12 protein-coding genes and 8 pseudogenes are annotated in these 15,903 nt (G+C 59.9%); 8 read left to right on the forward strand and 12 right to left on the reverse strand.

The window, feature by feature from the left end:
- Nucleotides 1–133: 133 nt before the first annotated feature.
- On the forward strand, nt 134–295 hold the full coding sequence (locus IVB27_RS27125; RefSeq protein ID WP_247446135.1) for a hypothetical protein: 162 nt from the start codon (nt 134–136) through the stop codon (nt 293–295).
- Between the two features lie 27 nt (nt 296–322).
- Nucleotides 323–478 (forward strand): IS66 family transposase, encoded by a 156-nt coding sequence (locus IVB27_RS43755; protein WP_524536516.1) that lies wholly within the window; start codon nt 323–325, stop codon nt 476–478.
- A 188-nt stretch (nt 479–666) separates the two neighbouring features.
- Here the strand turns inward: IVB27_RS43755 and IVB27_RS27130 are convergent, their stop codons facing one another.
- Both IVB27_RS27130 and IVB27_RS27135 read right to left on the reverse strand, forming a co-directional pair.
- Complete coding sequence (locus IVB27_RS27130) at nt 667–1,452, reverse strand: SDR family NAD(P)-dependent oxidoreductase (protein ID WP_247446136.1); 786 nt, start codon at nt 1,450–1,452, stop codon at nt 667–669.
- Nucleotides 1,453–1,777: 325 nt separating this feature from the next.
- On the reverse strand, nt 1,778–2,692 hold the full coding sequence (locus IVB27_RS27135) for a beta-keto acid cleavage family enzyme (protein WP_018459882.1): 915 nt from the start codon (nt 2,690–2,692) through the stop codon (nt 1,778–1,780).
- Nucleotides 2,693–3,383: 691 nt separating this feature from the next.
- Between IVB27_RS27135 and IVB27_RS27140 the strand changes: the two are divergent.
- Together IVB27_RS27140 and IVB27_RS27145 are read left to right on the forward strand one after the other, a co-directional pair.
- Nucleotides 3,384–3,497: pseudogene (locus IVB27_RS27140) on the forward strand (tyrosine-type recombinase/integrase); the annotation flags it as partial.
- A gap of 254 nt (nt 3,498–3,751) precedes the next feature.
- Nucleotides 3,752–4,321, forward strand: a complete 570-nt coding sequence (locus tag IVB27_RS27145) for a site-specific integrase (RefSeq protein WP_247446137.1) — start codon at nt 3,752–3,754, stop codon at nt 4,319–4,321.
- Between the two features lie 126 nt (nt 4,322–4,447).
- Here the strand turns inward: IVB27_RS27145 and IVB27_RS27150 are convergent, their stop codons facing one another.
- The 5 genes and pseudogenes from IVB27_RS27150 to IVB27_RS27170 all read right to left on the reverse strand — a co-directional run bounded on the left by IVB27_RS27150 (nt 4,448) and on the right by IVB27_RS27170 (nt 10,323).
- Complete coding sequence (locus IVB27_RS27150) at nt 4,448–5,500, reverse strand: KamA family radical SAM protein (protein ID WP_524536517.1); 1,053 nt, start codon at nt 5,498–5,500, stop codon at nt 4,448–4,450.
- Between the two features lie 392 nt (nt 5,501–5,892).
- Nucleotides 5,893–6,744: pseudogene (locus tag IVB27_RS27155) on the reverse strand (IS3 family transposase); the annotation flags it as partial.
- 216 nt (nt 6,745–6,960) lie between these two features.
- A pseudogene (tnpC, locus tag IVB27_RS27160) lies at nt 6,961–8,417 on the reverse strand (IS66 family transposase).
- A gap of 133 nt (nt 8,418–8,550) precedes the next feature.
- Complete coding sequence (gene tnpB, locus IVB27_RS43760; RefSeq protein WP_524536514.1) at nt 8,551–8,700, reverse strand: IS66 family insertion sequence element accessory protein TnpB; 150 nt, start codon at nt 8,698–8,700, stop codon at nt 8,551–8,553.
- Between the two features lie 567 nt (nt 8,701–9,267).
- Nucleotides 9,268–10,323 carry a D-alanine--D-alanine ligase gene (locus tag IVB27_RS27170; protein WP_247446140.1) on the reverse strand — a complete coding sequence of 352 codons (1,056 nt, stop codon included), beginning with the start codon at nt 10,321–10,323 and terminating at the stop codon, nt 9,268–9,270.
- Nucleotides 10,324–10,674: 351 nt separating this feature from the next.
- On the opposite strand from IVB27_RS27170, the pseudogene IVB27_RS27175 reads away from it, so the two are divergent.
- Nucleotides 10,675–10,930: pseudogene (locus tag IVB27_RS27175) on the forward strand (transposase); the annotation flags it as partial.
- A gap of 6 nt (nt 10,931–10,936) precedes the next feature.
- Here IVB27_RS27175 and IVB27_RS27180 read toward each other — a convergent pair.
- Nucleotides 10,937–11,373: pseudogene (locus tag IVB27_RS27180) on the reverse strand (IS5 family transposase); the annotation flags it as partial.
- 14 nt (nt 11,374–11,387) lie between these two features.
- On the opposite strand from IVB27_RS27180, the pseudogene IVB27_RS27185 reads away from it, so the two are divergent.
- Nucleotides 11,388–11,943: pseudogene (locus IVB27_RS27185) on the forward strand (DDE-type integrase/transposase/recombinase); the annotation flags it as partial.
- 7 nt (nt 11,944–11,950) lie between these two features.
- Here the strand turns inward: IVB27_RS27185 and IVB27_RS27190 are convergent.
- From IVB27_RS27190 to tnpA, 4 genes and pseudogenes are all read right to left on the reverse strand, one after another.
- A pseudogene (locus IVB27_RS27190) lies at nt 11,951–12,112 on the reverse strand (IS30 family transposase); the annotation flags it as partial.
- A gap of 61 nt (nt 12,113–12,173) precedes the next feature.
- Nucleotides 12,174–13,668, reverse strand: a pseudogene (gene tnpC / locus IVB27_RS43765) (IS66 family transposase).
- A gap of 147 nt (nt 13,669–13,815) precedes the next feature.
- Nucleotides 13,816–14,163 carry an IS66 family insertion sequence element accessory protein TnpB gene (gene tnpB / locus IVB27_RS43360; RefSeq protein ID WP_247446143.1) on the reverse strand — a complete coding sequence of 116 codons (348 nt, stop codon included), beginning with the start codon at nt 14,161–14,163 and terminating at the stop codon, nt 13,816–13,818.
- Between the two features lie 37 nt (nt 14,164–14,200).
- Nucleotides 14,201–14,569 (reverse strand): IS66-like element accessory protein TnpA, encoded by a 369-nt coding sequence (tnpA, locus tag IVB27_RS43365; RefSeq protein ID WP_247446144.1) that lies wholly within the window; start codon nt 14,567–14,569, stop codon nt 14,201–14,203.
- A gap of 187 nt (nt 14,570–14,756) precedes the next feature.
- On the opposite strand from tnpA, the gene IVB27_RS27225 reads away from it, so the two are divergent.
- On the forward strand, nt 14,757–15,599 hold the full coding sequence (locus IVB27_RS27225) for an IS4/Tn5 family transposase DNA-binding protein (protein ID WP_345946928.1): 843 nt from the start codon (nt 14,757–14,759) through the stop codon (nt 15,597–15,599).
- Nucleotides 15,596–15,871, forward strand: coding sequence for a hypothetical protein (locus IVB27_RS27230; protein ID WP_247446145.1), 276 nt, complete (start codon nt 15,596–15,598; stop codon nt 15,869–15,871). Before IVB27_RS27225 ends, IVB27_RS27230 begins: the two co-directional genes overlap by 4 nt.
- Nucleotides 15,872–15,903 lie beyond the last annotated feature (32 nt).

The following is a 15,903-nucleotide window of genomic DNA, read 5'->3' on the forward strand; positions in this document are numbered from 1 at the left end:
CGGCACCCGCTCACCTGATTGAGAACGACCTTCGCTTGGCCAACTATCCCGACGAGCCTCCGCTGTCTCGACCGATCATCGATGCGCAATGGACGGGCAAGTTGGCTTCGAATCGCAGCCGTTGACTGATTCCGTGCTGGTGACGATCAAGCCGGGCGAACGGGTCTTCGCCGACGAGACGAACTTGCCGACGCTCGCTTGCGAAATCCGGCAAGCCGCAAAGGCCTGGCTGTGGTATAAGCGCGTGACGATCGGCCGTTCGGTGGCATCGGCCCCCGGTGATCGCTTATCCTGAGGAAAGCCGCGGCGGTGGCACCATCTGATAGGCTTTGCCGGCCTCCTGCAGGTCAACGGCTATGCTGCCTACAATCTTCTCACGAGGTCCGCGGGCACGAATGAGTGTGTGCGACTTGCGGCCTGCTTTGCCCATGTCAGGAGCCGTTGTAGGAACTTAACGTCAACCAGAGCTCGCGCCTAACGCGCAGACTGTCACGATCAAGGCGAAGCTATGGTAGATCGAAGCGGAATCCGCGGCCCCGCCACGCAAGTCCGCGGGGCGGCCCTCTCTGGCAGTTCGAAACAATGAGCATGATGTGATCTGCTCACCTGCCGACCCGCCCTTATAGCCGGTTTGTTTCTCTTGGGCGTCGTTATGATTTCTTGTTCTCACAATATTAGATGCAGTCCGGCATCAGTGCGCACGCATTCACCGGTCATGTTGGCCGAGGCCGGACTTCCTAGGAAGCAGACGAGGTGAGCGATATCCTCGGCCGTCGAGGCGACCTTCAGCGGTACTCGCGCCACCACGGCATCGCGCACCTGCCGGGCGCCGGCCTCGCCACGCCCCTTGGTGAACCACTGCGTATCAATGTAGCCGGGGCAAACAGTGTTGACGCGAATGGAAGGCGCTAGCGCGCGCGCCAACGGCGCTGTCATAGCATTCAGCGCGCCCTTGCTCGCTGAGTATGCGACCGATGACCCGTCGCCGTTGATGCCCGCGATAGAGGAGACGTTCACCACGGCGACCGACCGTCCGCTCACCCTTGCGCCAGCATCGAGCAGCGGCCGCGCCGCTCGGATCATCTGGTACGGCCCAATCGTGTTGACTGCATATATGCGCTGAAAATCCTCCGCCGAGAGCCCGTCAAGATCGTGATGCGGCACATGTTTTGTTGTGCCGGCATTGTTGACAAGCAAGTCGAGCTGTCTCCACGGCGCGGCAGCCGCGACAATCCTCCTGCAATCTTCATCGCGAGAGACGTCGCCTTGCACCACCACCACCTCGGCAGCGCCCTCCATGCGGCAGGCTGTGGCAGTAGCCTCAGCGTCCTTCTGGCTATTGGAATAATTTATCACGATACGCGCTCCGCCCTTGGCCAAGAGGCGCGCGGTCGCGGCCCCAAGCCCCGATGCAGAACCCGTCAGTATCGCGCAGAATCCATTCTTCAGCATCGTTCCTCTCTTCTTCTCGAGCCTCATGTTATAAGCGACAGACCAAGTGGCGCGTAAGACGCGCAACGTAAACCCGCTTCTGCGCGCCGACTACCGCCGTTCGTCGCTCTTCCCCATCTGTCTCTGCCGATCGGGTCATCGTAGCCATGTCATCCTACTGCGTAAGCCGCAACTGCCCAGCTTCTCAGTGCGACGTCACGGAGATCAAGGTAGCAGCCTTCAGTGAGGTGGCGGCAGTACTCTCCCTAGGTCACTGCTCTTTCCGGCGTTATGTCGGCTGGATCGACGACTCCGCCTCCTACCGGGCTAAGCGCTCGCGCTCACGTCACAGAGATAACTTGGTCTTCTTAGAGTTGGAAACCGTGAGCTTCTGGCGCACTTGATCCGGGCTCATCACCCGCACCCCCATCCTCTCGAGAATCTCTACGGCCTGTTGCGTGAGCTCGGCGTTGGTGGCCAACCGCCCGCGAGACAGGTAAATGTTGTCCTCCAAGCCTACCCGCACGTTCGCGCCGACCAACGGGGCCAGTGCCGCATAGGGGAGCTGCATTCGTCCGATCGAGAAGACCGAGTAGATCGCCTGCGGTGGGAGCTGGTGGATCAACGCCAGCAGTGTGGTCGGGTCATCTGGAGCGCCGTAACGAATTCCCATACACAGCTGTATCAGTGCGGGATCGTTGATCAGGCCTTCCTTGATCAAATCGCGCACTAATACCAACTGGCCCGCATCGAACACCTCGAGCTCAGGACGGACACCGAGCTCCTTCACGCGTGCAGCCATCGCGCGCAGCGTCCCGGCAGTATTTACCATAACGTATTGACTGCCGGCGCCCCAGTTCATCGATCCGCAATCCAGTGTACAGATCTCGGGGCGGAGCTCTTCCACATGCACTAGCCGCTCACGAACGCCTGCCATGTCCGTGCCCGTCGGGTTCGGCGGCAAAGGAGAGTCCGGCTCGCCCAGCACAAGGCCATTTCCCATCCCCGCAGTCAGATTGATGACCGGATTCACGTCTGACTCTCGAATGCGTTCTACCACTGCCCGATACAACGCGGGGTCACGCGAGCCACGCCGTGTTGTGGGATCACGCACGTGGATGTGCACCACCGCTGCCCCGGCCCGAGCAGCCTCGATCGCAGACTGCGCGATCTGCTGCGGGGTCACCGGCACGTGCGGGCTACGCTCGACCGCATTCCCAGCCCCTGTTAACGCACAAGTAATGAATACCTCAGAGATCATGCCCACCTTCCTTCTCCCTTACTGAAGGCCTGAATTGTAGTCGATGATGACACCTTGCTTCGAGTTTCCGAACCTAGACGGCACCAGCGCAGTCGGTCGGAGCGATGGAACGGGTCTCATCAATGGACGTTCGCTGCGCCAATGCGGACGGCTCGACAGCCGCAATCCTTGTCTAAGCAATCGGTATGCCATTGCGGACCTCCCGCACGCGACCTCCTCTAAGAGGAAAGCACGCGCATGAAACTGTCTGGTCTGGGAAGGAGATGCGGATCGTCGCATTTCAGACATCGCCATAATCAATCCAACACGGCAGGGCTGACAAACCGGAGGTCAATGTGCTGGTCGTCTCTCGTGCCGGATCTGAACTCTGCTTGAAGAGAAACGCGTCAGTTTGGCAACGCTCACGGGTGACGCGCTCCCTCAGTGCACCGCGCCGGGAGAGCGCCTGGTCGGGAAAGTAAACAGTCGCCCGTGAACAAGGCTCTAAGCGATTGAGCAGGACTCTGCTCTTTGGTTTCGAGGCGGTTTGAGATTACAGGGAACGGGCGGTTGAGGCCGCCGAACCCAGCAAGTTTGCTTTGCGGATTGAATGAAGCCGCTACCTCGGTGTGAACGTTGAGGTGGCGTAGAGCGCCTCCTGCCTGAGAGGATGTGGGTGTTGCAGCCCACCCCCACAGACAGGAGTGTTGAGATGGCCGATTTGAGCCTTCTACGCCGCATGATCGAGGACATGACCGTCCGCAATCTGTCGCCGGCAGCGCAGCGATCCTACATCAGCGCGCTTTCGAAGTTCAGCCGTTACTTCCGTGCGGCCCGTTGGGTCGGCTCTACGTCCGAGACGCCGCGGGCCGGATGATGGAGCTTCGATCTGGCCCGGCTGGCTGGAGCGGAACGATGTCCGCCGCTACTTCCTGGAGCGGGCGAGCAATAGCGGGAATGACACGATCAACAAGATTACGAAGAGGCTGCGGACATTCCTGCGGTATCTCGCAGTCGCATGCCGTTGTCAGGCGGGTCTCGACGGCGGTTCCGACATACGCTCATTGGCAGCTTGCCGACATGCCCCGGTATCTGTCGATCGAGCAGGTCAACCGGCTGATCGCTGCTGGTGACGGCGATGCCGGTGCGCGCCGACCTGATCGTGCGATCGTGTTGTTGGTGCGCCTCGGCCTGCGGGCCGGTGACGCGGCGCAACTGCGTCTCACCGAGATCGAGTGGCAAACGGGATCGCTGCGCAAGTCGCGCTACGAGGTCCGGCTGCCGCTACCGCAAGACCTCGGGGATGCGACCGCCGCCTACCTCGATTGCCGGCCGTCTAGCCGCCGCAACGATGTCTTGTTCCTGCGCAGGATCGCGCCGTGCCGGCCACTCCGACGAGGCGACGGCATCTCGTCGGTGGTGAAGCTTCCGGCGCGGCTGGATCAGATCATTAACATGAAGCACGAGCTGGTTCTGCTCGCCCGCAAGGTGGGGACTGGAGATCGCGCCGCTCTCGGCGACGCCTTTATGATCGCAGGCATTCGATCGCTGCGGGCTAGCAACAGGGGTTTGAAAGCCAGAGGCCATACATCGGGTTCGTACATGCAGCGCGTTGGCCGTGTGAGCGGGCCCAACATTCCGCAGGCATGAAAAACATTTCATGCCCCGTCGCGTCACGAGGCGAAGACCGTCACCCGCATTGCACTGCGCGATGCGCGCGGCGGCAGCACGGCTTTGTGTTTCGCAATCGGCGTTGCCCCGGTCTTTGCATGGATTTCATCCTTTCGGTAAATCATCGAGCCAGCAGGCTGTCTCGACGTGCGGCCGAGAAAAGATCTTTCCGATTCTTTCAAGAACCTTGTTTTGATGATACCGCATATACATGCGGCCATCGTCTCCCACATCGAGGATCTCGATCTTCCCTGTACGGTGAGACATGATGTATTTGAATGTTTTTTCGATGCCACTAAGACGCTGGCTGATGCCATGTGTAATCTCGACTCCGCGGCGCAATGGAACCTGAAAATGTGATGCGCCCTTAACTGGCCTGCCCTGGAATAAATAATAAGGGCGCACTCCGATCTCGTGACATTTAGCGAAAGTCGCCGCCAAGATTTCGGGATCATCGTTGACTTTCGCGAGAAGGACGGACTGGTTGAGAAATTGCACGCCTTCTGCGCGCAGCGAGCGAATTGTTCGCTCCGCATCCACTGAAATCTCGCCTATGTGATCAAAATGTGTAATGACTATTGCGGCTTTACCCGCCTCATGGATTCGTCGGAACAAAGCCGTCAACGCGGAATCCTCGAACCGCTTGGGTTCAAAGGCGATCATTTTTGTGCCGAACCGAATTGACTCCAGATGTGCAATCGGCAGCAGATGATCCAGAATTTTATTGAGCTTCGCGGTGCTAAGCATAAACGGGTCACCTCCTGATAACAGTACGTTCGTCATCTCGGGATGGCAGCCAATATACAGCGCAACCTGAGCAAAATCGGACGCGATTTCACCGGAATCTTTGCCTACAATTCGTTTGCGGAAGCAATAGCGGCAATATGAAGCGCAACGGTCAGTCACGAGCAACAAACCAGTCCTGGCGTACTTGTGCTGGAGTCCGGGCACAACCGTATTTTGGTGTTCGCCGCTCGTATCCAAACTACCACGGCTCTCGAACTCCTCAATTGAGGGCTCCACAATGTACTTGAGCTGATCATAGTAGCCACTGTTGGTAGTCTGTTCGCGATAGAATCTTGTGACATGATAACGCGTGATGTTGTTGTCTTGCAGTTCCCCATCGCTAACGACGCGCGTCTCTTCGATGAATCTCATAGCCTGTCCTCTGCGATACAGCGGATCAACTGCATTTGTCATGGCTGCACCTCCTTTCTAATCCTGATGAGCTATCTTAGAGCCGGCGCGGCCAGCTTCCAACTAGTACTACAGCATCACCTAAAGTCTCGAAGCCTACCTACTCTGGTGAGGTACATAGGCGCCGTTGAGGAAAGCGTTGTGTGTAGCGACATCAGAGATCTTCCCGAGTAGTAGCGGTACCGGTCGACTGGCTTGACGCACGGAGTTCGTCGGCTCAATCAGACGAGCGCCGCTCGCTAATTACTGACTTGCGCCCGAGACTTTCAGCCAGCGGTAAAAAAGAGTCTCGTCGGGTTTGAAGCGCTCCCCCAAACTAGGCCAGCTGATGCTGGACTTTTCGGGGCTTGGGCTCATGAGGGCCGGGGCGCCGATGAGCCATACAACAGCGATATCGGCGCCTTGTTGCCAATCCCGCTATGAGGCCGGACTTCGTTGTAGTCTCTACGCTAGTCCTCCATTTTCTGCCGGGTGTCCTCAAGGCCGAGGAACCAGTGCGTGTTCAGGCATTCGGTTCTGAACTTGCCGTTGAAGATTCGATGAAGCTATTGTCTGTCGGCTTGCCTGGCCGTGAGAAGTCGAGCACAACGCCCTTTTGGCAGGCCTGGATGTGGAGATCGCGGGAGACGAACTCCGATCCCTGATCCACGCGGATGGTCTTCGGGTAACCAACGGTTTTACAGATGCGCTCCAGTCTAGCACAACGTCCTCGCCTCGATAGCGGAAGTGCGGATCCACCGCTGGCGAGAAGCAACTGAAGATGTCGACAATCGTCAGCACGCGGATTTTGCGGCCGGTGGCAGGCTGGTCGTGAACGAAGTCCATAGCCCAGGTCTCGTTGATCTGTTCTGCATCGGTTCGATCTTCACAGCTTGGCCTTGACGCGGCGCTTGGGCGCTTTGTTGCGTAATTGCAGGCCCAACTCGCGGTAGACCCGATAGACCTTTTGACGTTAAGTGCCCACCCGTCGCGTTGCAGCAGGACATGAATGCGCCGACAACCGTATCTCACCCGCGTCTCGCAGATGTCCTTGATCCGCTCAGAGTGGCCCGGTCGCCACGCTTCGACTTGTAGACGTATAGTGCGCAATTAATTCGAAGAGTGGAGCAGGCCCACCTGACAGACACCTTCCAGTCACGTCGCACCTTGTCGACAAGCTCGCGCTTGCGGCCAGGCCTCAGAGCGACGGTTTGCAAAGATGTTTGAGCGTTGTCGACGCATCGCAGCAACGGGGTCGGCGGCCTTGGAGCAGCGAAGTCACGGGACTGATCGTGGCGGACTCCTTCGTGCGCGATCGTCTCGGACGCCGCGCGGCGCCAAGGTCTGTCGCCGCAGCATTTGTCTATCCGGCGCAAGGCGGTGCGCGGTGGGTTGTTGAAAAACATAGAGCGAGTGGCGAGCGGCCGCGTCAAGACTCGATCTCATCGAGCAGCGAGGCCGTTTAGCTCGCTCGGCGCGTCACGTCCAGCGCATAAGTTCGTCATAAGATCATCAAGACGCGATGCCAGCCAGAGGATGACTAGTCTGGTGAGGACGTCGGTCAGACAGGCCTGGGCCCGACGCCGCAGAGAAGGTCTCGATCAGCGAAGCGATGCAGGCTCAGTTCTCCACAGCCTCATCATGCCCTGCGAACAGCGCATTGTTCCGGTTAGTGGAGAGGACGGATACTTCGCACGACAGTATCGGTATCGACCTCCATGCGACCGTCACGGAGGAAGCGCGTCGATTCAACCCAGTGATTGAATGCGTAACGGATGCGCTCGGAAATTCTCGCTTTGCCCGAGACGCGAGTAAGTTGCTGCTCGAGCCACGCTTTGAGCGTCCGCACCAACGGCTTGCTGGGCGGCAGGGCGCTGATCGGCACTGCGGCCCTTATCGACTTCTCGATGGCCTTGAGAGCGGCGATACGCTCGAGCGCTTCACTCGCGATCGTTGCAGGACCGTCCTGGACAACGGAATAAGCGCCCCCCCACGTGATCCCAGCAGAAGGACGAGCGTGATCGCCGCGTCAGGGATGGTGTTGGCAATGGTCTTGTAGGCGGTATAGCCCTCGCATTGCACGATTCCGCAATATCCCTCGAGGAGATTTAGCGCGTGAACGGCGCGGCGATCACACCCCAGGTGTAGGCGAAAGCCGTCGGGTCGACGACCCCGCCCCACGGCCGATCGTCGCCTGCGGTCCCCGAGAAGACGCCCTTCTTGGTGGGGCTGCGGCCGGTATCGAGCGCCGCCGCTGCAGTCTCGTCGACCCTGATCTTGCTCGCGGTCAGAGTGGTCTCGCCCAGCCCGAGCCAGAGAGGCGAAGCTGCGCTGCCGCATAGCCGACCCAGAACGCCAGAACCGAGCGCTTGATATCAATACCCTAAGCCAGCAGCATCTGAGCCCGCCGATAGGCCGGCAGGTGCCATGCATATTTGGCGACCAGCACATGCGCGACGATCGCCTCGGGTGAAAGGCCGCACTTGATCAGCCGCTCTGGTGATGGCGACTGAACCACGCCATCCGCGCAGGCTCGGGAGGCGTATTTGGGATGAGTGACGATCACGGAACTTTGCCAGCAGGACTTCGAGGCGCCGTGAGGTCTCCTCACCGATGAAATGCAGGGCGGTCGGAAGCGCACCAGTGGCTGGCGCGGCGCCGCGTAGCACGCTGGGTGGCTTGCCGTGTCCTTCCCGTCATGAGCGGCTTCTTCGCTGCCAATGGCCTGCTCGAAGTCCTCGATCACCAGCTGCAACTGCTCAGGATGGAGCTTCTCCGAGTGGAGCCCGCACTGCGCGCGCTGCAGCTGGCGCAAGAGATGCTGCAGGCGATCCATCTGCGACAGGGTCTGATCGCGCTCGGCGATCGCCGCGTCGCGTTTTGCGCGCGCCGCAATCACTGCCTACTGCGTCTCATTATCGATCGATAAGCTGATCTGTAGTCTCGCTCACGCCCAATACTCCAGCCGATTCGCGGGCCGTTGTGGAATATCGTGGCCAACCTGATCCAATCGATCGCAGGGGTTCGCAACATCACGCCGTCGCAGATCGGCGGCCAACGGAACGCGGAATGCTCCATCCGCTTGCACAGCAGCACAAGCTGGATCCGTCCCAGGCCAAGCTCTTCAAACGGTCCGCTCTCTTCGTACGGAAGACGAAACTCGTTCCCGTGAAAAGGATCATGGTGGAGTTGCGCGCGCGGCGACATCATCGGCACTCGAAAGCCGACCGGCCGCGCGTGAACATGATGTTCACGCTACGCCGAAGCCACGATCATATCGTGGTAGCCCTCACCGCCAACAGGACGTCACGCAGCCAGGCCGGATTGCCCCCGTCGCTGCGTGAACCACCGCATGCCTAATCTCGATGCTGATCGTTATCGCGTTCCGCGTGGCGGCTTCCACCCACCGAAAATACGGAATCCAGAACTCCGTGCTCTCATCGTTGTCGGGCAACAGCTGTCTTGAGCGTTGCTGGACAAGACGCTCGGACGCGGCCTTGGTTGAACGCGCTATTCGCCAGGTGGCGGCTTCGAGGTTGTCGCAGTCGCTCAGGCCAACGAGAGTGCGCGATTCATTCAAAGGCGCTTCTGAACAAGTGTGGAACGTACCGTCCGCTGTGGTCTAGGTCGTCTGATGAAACACAGTGACCTCCAAAGCGATCTGATCGGCGGAAGCCAAGCTCACTGCGGATTCGTGGCGATGTAGTCAGATCGTTCATTGTCTGACCATCGCACCATCTTGGCTTAGCTCATAAGATTGCTCTCGGTCGCTCAGAGCGCCTAATGGCGTCTTCAAGCAGTCTCTGCACCAAGACCTTGTACCCCATACCCGAGCCCTCCATCATCCTTGAAAACGCGCTGCCGGGACCAAGGGCAGGAGCGTTTCCCACTTCGTTGACCAGGAGTTCTCCATTGGGCCGCATAAAGATATCCACGCGCGCCAGTCCCTCACAACCGATCACTTTAAACGCCTCGCAAGATAACGATCGCACTCGATGAGCCGTCGCTTCGTCCAGTTCTGCCCTGGTCTTGAACACTACTCCCTTCTCATCAAGTTTGGCCTGAGCGGTATAGAAGCCTTGCCCATCAGAGATGATCTCGCTTGGCCATGAGCAAGATAATTCCCTCGGTCGCTCTACATCCTGCAACACCGCACACTCAAGCTCGCGCGCCTGTACGCACTCCTCAACCAAGACTTTGCTGTCATAGCTAAATGCGAGATCGACAGCAGTCAGAAACTCTGATTCGCAAGTTACCTTGCTAACGCCGATCGAATTATAAATTCTTGCCGGCTTTACAAATAGCGAGCAGCTGCAGAGAGCTTCTTGGGCAAACTGGAATTTCACTTCCTCCCGAGCTGTCAGAGCCAGATACTTCACGATTGGAAGTCCTGCGTCCCGCAACACTCGTTTGGTGATTTGCTTGTCGCTGCATATTGCCGGCGCAGGCCCCCGGGATCCTACAAAAGGGACCTGCGCTGCTTCTAGCAGGCCCGCGCCGCCGCAGGGCGAGATTGGGAATGCGACATCAATGTCACATGTTCTGAGATACTCCTGTCCATGTACAATCGCCTTGCCACCCCCAGCCGGCAGAAGTGTCAGTTGAGCGCCTGATGAATTCACGTATGAGGGAAATTCCTTCGTATCCTCCTGTAGCCACCACCGGCCATCCGGCGCGACACCTACCAGTATCGGGCTGTGGCGTTTCGTGTCCAAAGCTTCATAGACAGATCGAGCGATGCTCATAGACATGTCATGCCCAAGAGATTCGCCTCCAAACAATAGTGCCACGTTGAGTACGGCCATGATCAGTCTCCCTATAAGGTTCTAACAAGCCTAGCAGTATGCCGAGGGCAATAAGGCATAACGCTAAGAAATCCTCGGCTAGGATTTTCCGCAACTACTAAGAAACAGGGGCGCACGATGGTGAAGGTCGTGACAAATAGCCGGATCAGGTCGCCGCCGCTCATTTCGGGCGGTTCTTAAATTGCGAGCTACCTCGTGGATCATTCCCATCACGCCCAGCCTCCTGGCCTTGGCAGCGATCTGGCTCGAGGTGTGCTTGACACGGGTGATCGTCCACAGGAAACGATCATTGAGCTGCTGCCGGTTTGATGGACAGCCACATTGGGTGTTTCATGCAACCGAAGGTGGGTCATGCAGTGGCGAAAGTTCAGTCGAGAGTTCAAGATCGAAGCGGTCAAGCTCGTCAGGGAACGAAGAAGGGTGTCGGCGGCGCAAGCTGGCCGCAACCTGGGCGTCCATGAGAACCTGCTGCGTAAATGGCTGAGGGTGTTCGACTCCGACCCTGTGCAGGCCTTCCCCGGCCACGGGCAGATGACGGCTGAGCAAATTGGAGATCGAGCGGCTGCGGCGTGAGGTCACCAAGCTGAAGGCGGAGCGAGATATCCTAGGGTCGATGCCGCCATTTGTACATCTCCTTGTCGATGGCGAGAGGCTGTGCACGGCGCGGATGCTGGGAGATGACGACTTTGGCGCCACGCGCTTCGAGTTCGGCGATGATGGCGTTGCTATCGAAGGCCTTATCAGCGATCAGCGCGTTGAAGGCCAATCCCTCGATGAGCGGCGGCACGCCCACCGTATCGAAACGCTGTCCCGGCAGGAGCACGAAGCGCACGAGATTGCCGAGCGCATCGGTGAGCGCCAGAATTTTGGTGGTCATGCCGCCTTTCGAGCGGCCGATCGCCTGGCTTTGCGTCCCCCTTTTGCGCCCTGACCGTGGCGGTGGACCTTGACGATGGTGGCGTCGACCATGGCGTATTCCATGTCGGGATCGTCGGAGATGGCCTCGAACAGCCGCTTCCAGACATCCGCCTTCACCCAGTCGCGAAAGCGCCCAACAGACCCTAGGCCGCTGCCAACTTCGCAAAGGAAGCGACATGAAGTTCGGCTTCATCGCGAAGCACCGGAACGTCTGGCCGGTGGCATGGCTATGCGGAGCAATGGGCGTATCCCGGGCGGGGTTCCACACCTGGCTGAACCGATCGCCCAGCGCCAGATCCCAAAGCGACGAGAAAGTAGGACAGCAGGTCACGGCAAGCTTCCTTACCAGCGACCAGACCTACGGTGCACGGCGTGTCTGGCGAAACCTTTTGGCGGACGGCGTCGAATGCGGTCTGCACCGGATCGAGCGGGTGATGCGCGAGCAGGCCTTGCGGGCGCGGCCACGCCGCCGGCGTCTGCCGAAAGACAAAGGCGGCCGCCAGATAGTACGTGCCGGCGAATCTGGATCGTCGAGGAGTCGCTCTACGTGTCGGCCGTGATCGACCTGTTCTCTCGTCGCGTGGTAGGCTGGTCGATGAGCGCCAGCATGACAGCCCAATGGTCGCGGACGCCCTTCTGATGGCCGTCTGGCGGCGCGGCAAGCCGGATGCCCTGATGCATCACTCCGATCGTGGCAGCCAGGGCGGATTCAAGCGGTCGTCGCAACACCAGTTGTTTTCACCCATGCGAGCAGTTCGTCAAGCGCCTCCGCCGGCGTTTTCCAGCCTAGTGTCTTTCTCGGTCGGGCATTGAGGGCCGCTGCCACAGCGGATATCTCGTCGGCGCTATGGATGCTCAGGTCTGTGCCTTTCGTAAGCGTCCGGTATTGCCCGGTATTGGCCCGTGGTTACGTCATTTTGGGCTGACCGCGCTTATGCGGCCTGAGCGATGTTCTGAGGTCGCCAATTCCAAGGCATGAGTTCGTGGATGCGCTTAGCTGGGTGATCGGGTAGGCGCGCCAGCACGTCGGCCAGCCAAGCCTGTGGGTCGATGTCGTTGAGCTTGGCGGTGGCGATGAGGTTGTAGATGGCAGCCGCACGCCGCACGCCGACCGCCCTCATCGGAGCCGGCATAGGTCCAGTTTTTTCGTCCCACGGCGACCGTCCGTAGCTCACGCTCAGCAGCATTGTTCGACATGCAAAGCCGTCCGTCATCAAGGAAGCGGCTAAATGCATCCCCAGCGCCTGAGGCAGTAATTGATCGCTTTGCTCGTGTCGTTGTTCCTGGAGAGCTTGGCGCGCTGCTCGCGTAACCACGCCTCCAGCTCAACGATCAGGGGGCGGCTACGCTCCTGGCAACACGCAGACGCTCCTGCGCAGTAAGACCGTTGATCTCGCGCTCGATGGCGAACAGGACATCGATGCGCTTGACCGCCTCGGCCGCGATCGGCGCCTTGCTGAGCCGCGCGAGATCAAAGAACTTGCGCCTGCCGTGCGCCCAGCACGCGGCCTCGATGATCGGGCCGCCCTTGCTCGTAGAGCCTACCAAAGCCGGCGTAGGCGTCGGCCTGCATCAGTCCGGCATAGCCCGCCAGATGCTGCTCCGGATGCGCACCGCCACGATCGGGCGAGTAGAAGAACACGGCGACCGGCGGATCTGGGCTGGCAAACGGACGGTCGTCGCGCACGTAGGTCCAGAGCCGTCCGGTCCGGGTCTTGCCCTTGGCCAGGACTGGCGCCGGGGGTGTCATCGGCATGGATGCGCTCGGCTGCGAAAACGTGGCTCCGGATAGCATCCACCAAAGGCATCAGGCTTGCGGCGGAGGCACCTACCCAGTCCGCGAGCGTCGAGACATCGAGGTCGATGCCCTCACGCTGGTAGACCTCGCTCTGACGATGAAGCGGCAGGTGCAGGCCGTACTTGCCGAACAGGACACGAGCCAGCAGCTTGGGCCCTGCACGCCCGCGCGCAATCGTGCGAGGGAGCCGGCGGCTGGGTGATCGCTTCGCAGGCCCGGCAGACGAGCTTCTCGCGCACATGCTGGATCACCTTCCACTGGCGCGGAACGAGCTCCGGCGTCTCGGTCACGTCCTCGCCAATTTTGCGCAATCGGCTGTCGCCACAGCATGGGCAGGTGGCAGGCACCGGATAGACAATACGCTCCCGCGGCAAATGCTCCGGCAGCGGACGGCGGGCCGGCTTGCGGCGCTTGAACGATGGCACCGTAATCTTGTCGGCTGCCATCTGCGTCGCGGTCTCAGTTTGCGGCGCGTTCTCCTCCAGGTCGGCGAGCTGTAGCTCGAGCTGGTCCAGCAATGCGCCGCGCTCGGAGGATTGTCCGAACTGCTCATGCCGCAGCTTCTTGATCGTGAGCTTGAGCTTCTCGATCAGCAAGGTCCCCGCCTGGGCCTCGGCTTCCGCGGCCAAGCGGGCGCTCGCTCGGCGCGCAGCATCGCCTGCAGCTTGGTCACATCGTCGGGAAGAGAATCATCTGTGCCCATCGACGACTAGAGACTCACAAGACGCGATCTCTGTCCGAACCGCTGATCGCGCCACCGATTCAAATCCCAGCGATCAACCGGCCGCCTGCGGTCGCCAGGTATGTTGCGGCATCCGCCAGTCGATGCCCTCCAGCAGGTAGCCAAGCTGGGCTGGGATAATTGTCACGATGCCATCAGCCGGCGATGGCCACAGGAAGGGGCCGCGCTCCAGCCGCTTGGCATAAAGCGACATGCCCAGTCCATCGTGCCAAAGGATCTTGATCAGCTTGCCGCTTCTGCCACGGAACACATAGAGGTCGCCGCCGTGCGGGTCTCGCGTGAAGGCTTCCTGCACTAGCAAGGCCAGCGAGTTCATGCCCCGACGCATATCGGTGCGGCCGGTCGCAATCCACACCCGCACGCCTGACGCAATGGGGATCACCTCAGGCTTCCATCTGCCAGCGCCGCCACCACGGCCTTCAGCGTCGCCGCGTCGACCGCGCCCGTGATCCGCATCCGAGCCCCGGCAGCAAACTCGATCTCGTCGTCCCGCCGCTGCTAGCCGGCGCGGCTGGACAGGGCGCCGGACCTGATTCCGCGACCACCATTGCCGGTACGAAGCCAGGTTGATGGGCGGCATCCTTCGGCTCAGGCCGAAACGACCGTCGCCACCGCAGTAGCAATGAGCGCGAAACGCCATACCGCCGCGCTGTTGCCGCGACTTGGCGCGGCGCCTGTAAGCTCCCCAGGACGATCTTGAGCTTCTCGTCCTCGGACCAGCGCCGCCGCCGACCCGTGTCCACCACCTCAAGCCGTTCGACCTGGGCGCTGCGCCTATCACTGTCCATAAGGACAGTTCTCAACAGCACGCCTCATTCGGCAAGGCGGCCTTCACCGGCTTTCAATTACCCACAAGTGCTTGATTCATTGCGGGAGGCTCAATCGAAAAATCCTGAATCGGATGAATCGCTTGTGATTCATTGTTGAGCACCTGAATCGCGACGGCGAGGTGCCTTCATGTGATCGAAGGGTGCGATATCTCGTCGGTCGACGGGCCCGGATGGTCACCAGGATGATCGTGATGAAAGCGCCGTCGCACACTGGACTGAGCGCGAGATCGACAAGACGGCCTTCAAGGATGCCCGTCTTGGTCAACGATTTGGCGAGCTGTTAAGGCAAATTGGTGATGGCATGGGCGGGAGCATACCGTCCGCGCGCCACGACTGGGCAAATACGAAGGCAGCCTACCGCTTCTTCGCTAACGAGCGCGTGGGGGAAGGCGATATTCTTAGCGACCACTTCGCCGCCACGCGCACCCGTTACGATGATTGTACGGGCCCGATTCTCCTTATCCAGGACACCACGGAATTCTCCTACCAACGCGCGAACACGAGCGCGATCGGCATAACCAAGAGCGTCAATAGCGGCCGGGACAAAGGTGGCCGTTGGCGCCATCACACGGTCTGCGGAATGCTGATGCATTCCAGCCTCGCGGTGACCGTCGAGGGCCTCCCCCTGGGATTGGCGGCTGTGAAGTTCTGGACACGGAAAAACTTCAAGGGCACGTCCCAACTCAAGAAGAAGGTCAACCCGACCCGCGTTCCCATCGAGAAGAAGGAGAGCGTTCGATGGCTCGACAATCTCAGGCAATCGATCGAACGGCTCGGACAGCCGGAGCGTTGCATTCATATCGGCGACCGCGAAAGCGACATCTACGAATTGTATTGCCTGACGCAAGAGCTTGGCGCTCACTTCCTTGTCCGCGCCTGCGTCGATCGGCTGGCAGGCGATGGCGGCCATACGATTGCGACCGAGGTGGAAGAGACCAGTGTCAAGGGCGTGCATTACACCGACGTGCGGGACGACAAGGCGAGATGACGAAAGCCGCGCTGGAGATCAAGTTCATGCGGATTGCGGTCTTGCCTCCGATCGGAAAGCAAAACCGCTATCCCGCCCTCGACCTGACGGTAATACACGCCAGCGAGCGCGGTGCGCCAAAGGGCCGGAAACCCATTGAGTGGAAGCTAATCACGGACCCACCCGTCCGCGGACGCTCCGACGCAATCGAGAAGATTAATTGGTACGCCATGCGGTGGAAAATCGAGATGTTCCACAAGATCCTGAAATCGGGCTGCAGGGCGGAAGACTGAAAACTGCGGACCGCGGAGCGCCTCGCTAATCT

The sequence above is a fragment of the Bradyrhizobium sp. 197 genome (assembly GCF_023073375.1).
Classification (GTDB): Bacteria; Pseudomonadota; Alphaproteobacteria; order Rhizobiales; family Xanthobacteraceae; genus Bradyrhizobium.

Bases quoted from the DNA above. Each gene is read 5' to 3' on its own strand.
- IVB27_RS27150 (WP_524536517.1), bottom strand. From the start codon at position 5,500: ATGAGATTCATCGAAGAGACGCGCGTCGTTAGCGATGGGGAACTGCAA.
- IVB27_RS27170 (WP_247446140.1), bottom strand. From the start codon at position 10,323: ATGGCCGTACTCAACGTGGCACTATTGTTTGGAGGCGAATCTCTTGGG.
- tnpA (WP_247446144.1), bottom strand. From the start codon at position 14,569: ATGGACAGTGATAGGCGCAGCGCCCAGGTCGAACGGCTTGAGGTGGTG.
- tnpB (WP_524536514.1), bottom strand. From the start codon at position 8,700: ATGATCCTTTTCACGGGAACGAGTTTCGTCTTCCGTACGAAGAGAGCG.
- IVB27_RS27145 (WP_247446137.1), top strand. From the start codon at position 3,752: ATGCCCCGGTATCTGTCGATCGAGCAGGTCAACCGGCTGATCGCTGCT.
- IVB27_RS27135 (WP_018459882.1), bottom strand. From the start codon at position 2,692: ATGATCTCTGAGGTATTCATTACTTGTGCGTTAACAGGGGCTGGGAAT.
- IVB27_RS27130 (WP_247446136.1), bottom strand. From the start codon at position 1,452: ATGCTGAAGAATGGATTCTGCGCGATACTGACGGGTTCTGCATCGGGG.
- IVB27_RS27230 (WP_247446145.1), top strand. From the start codon at position 15,596: ATGACGAAAGCCGCGCTGGAGATCAAGTTCATGCGGATTGCGGTCTTG.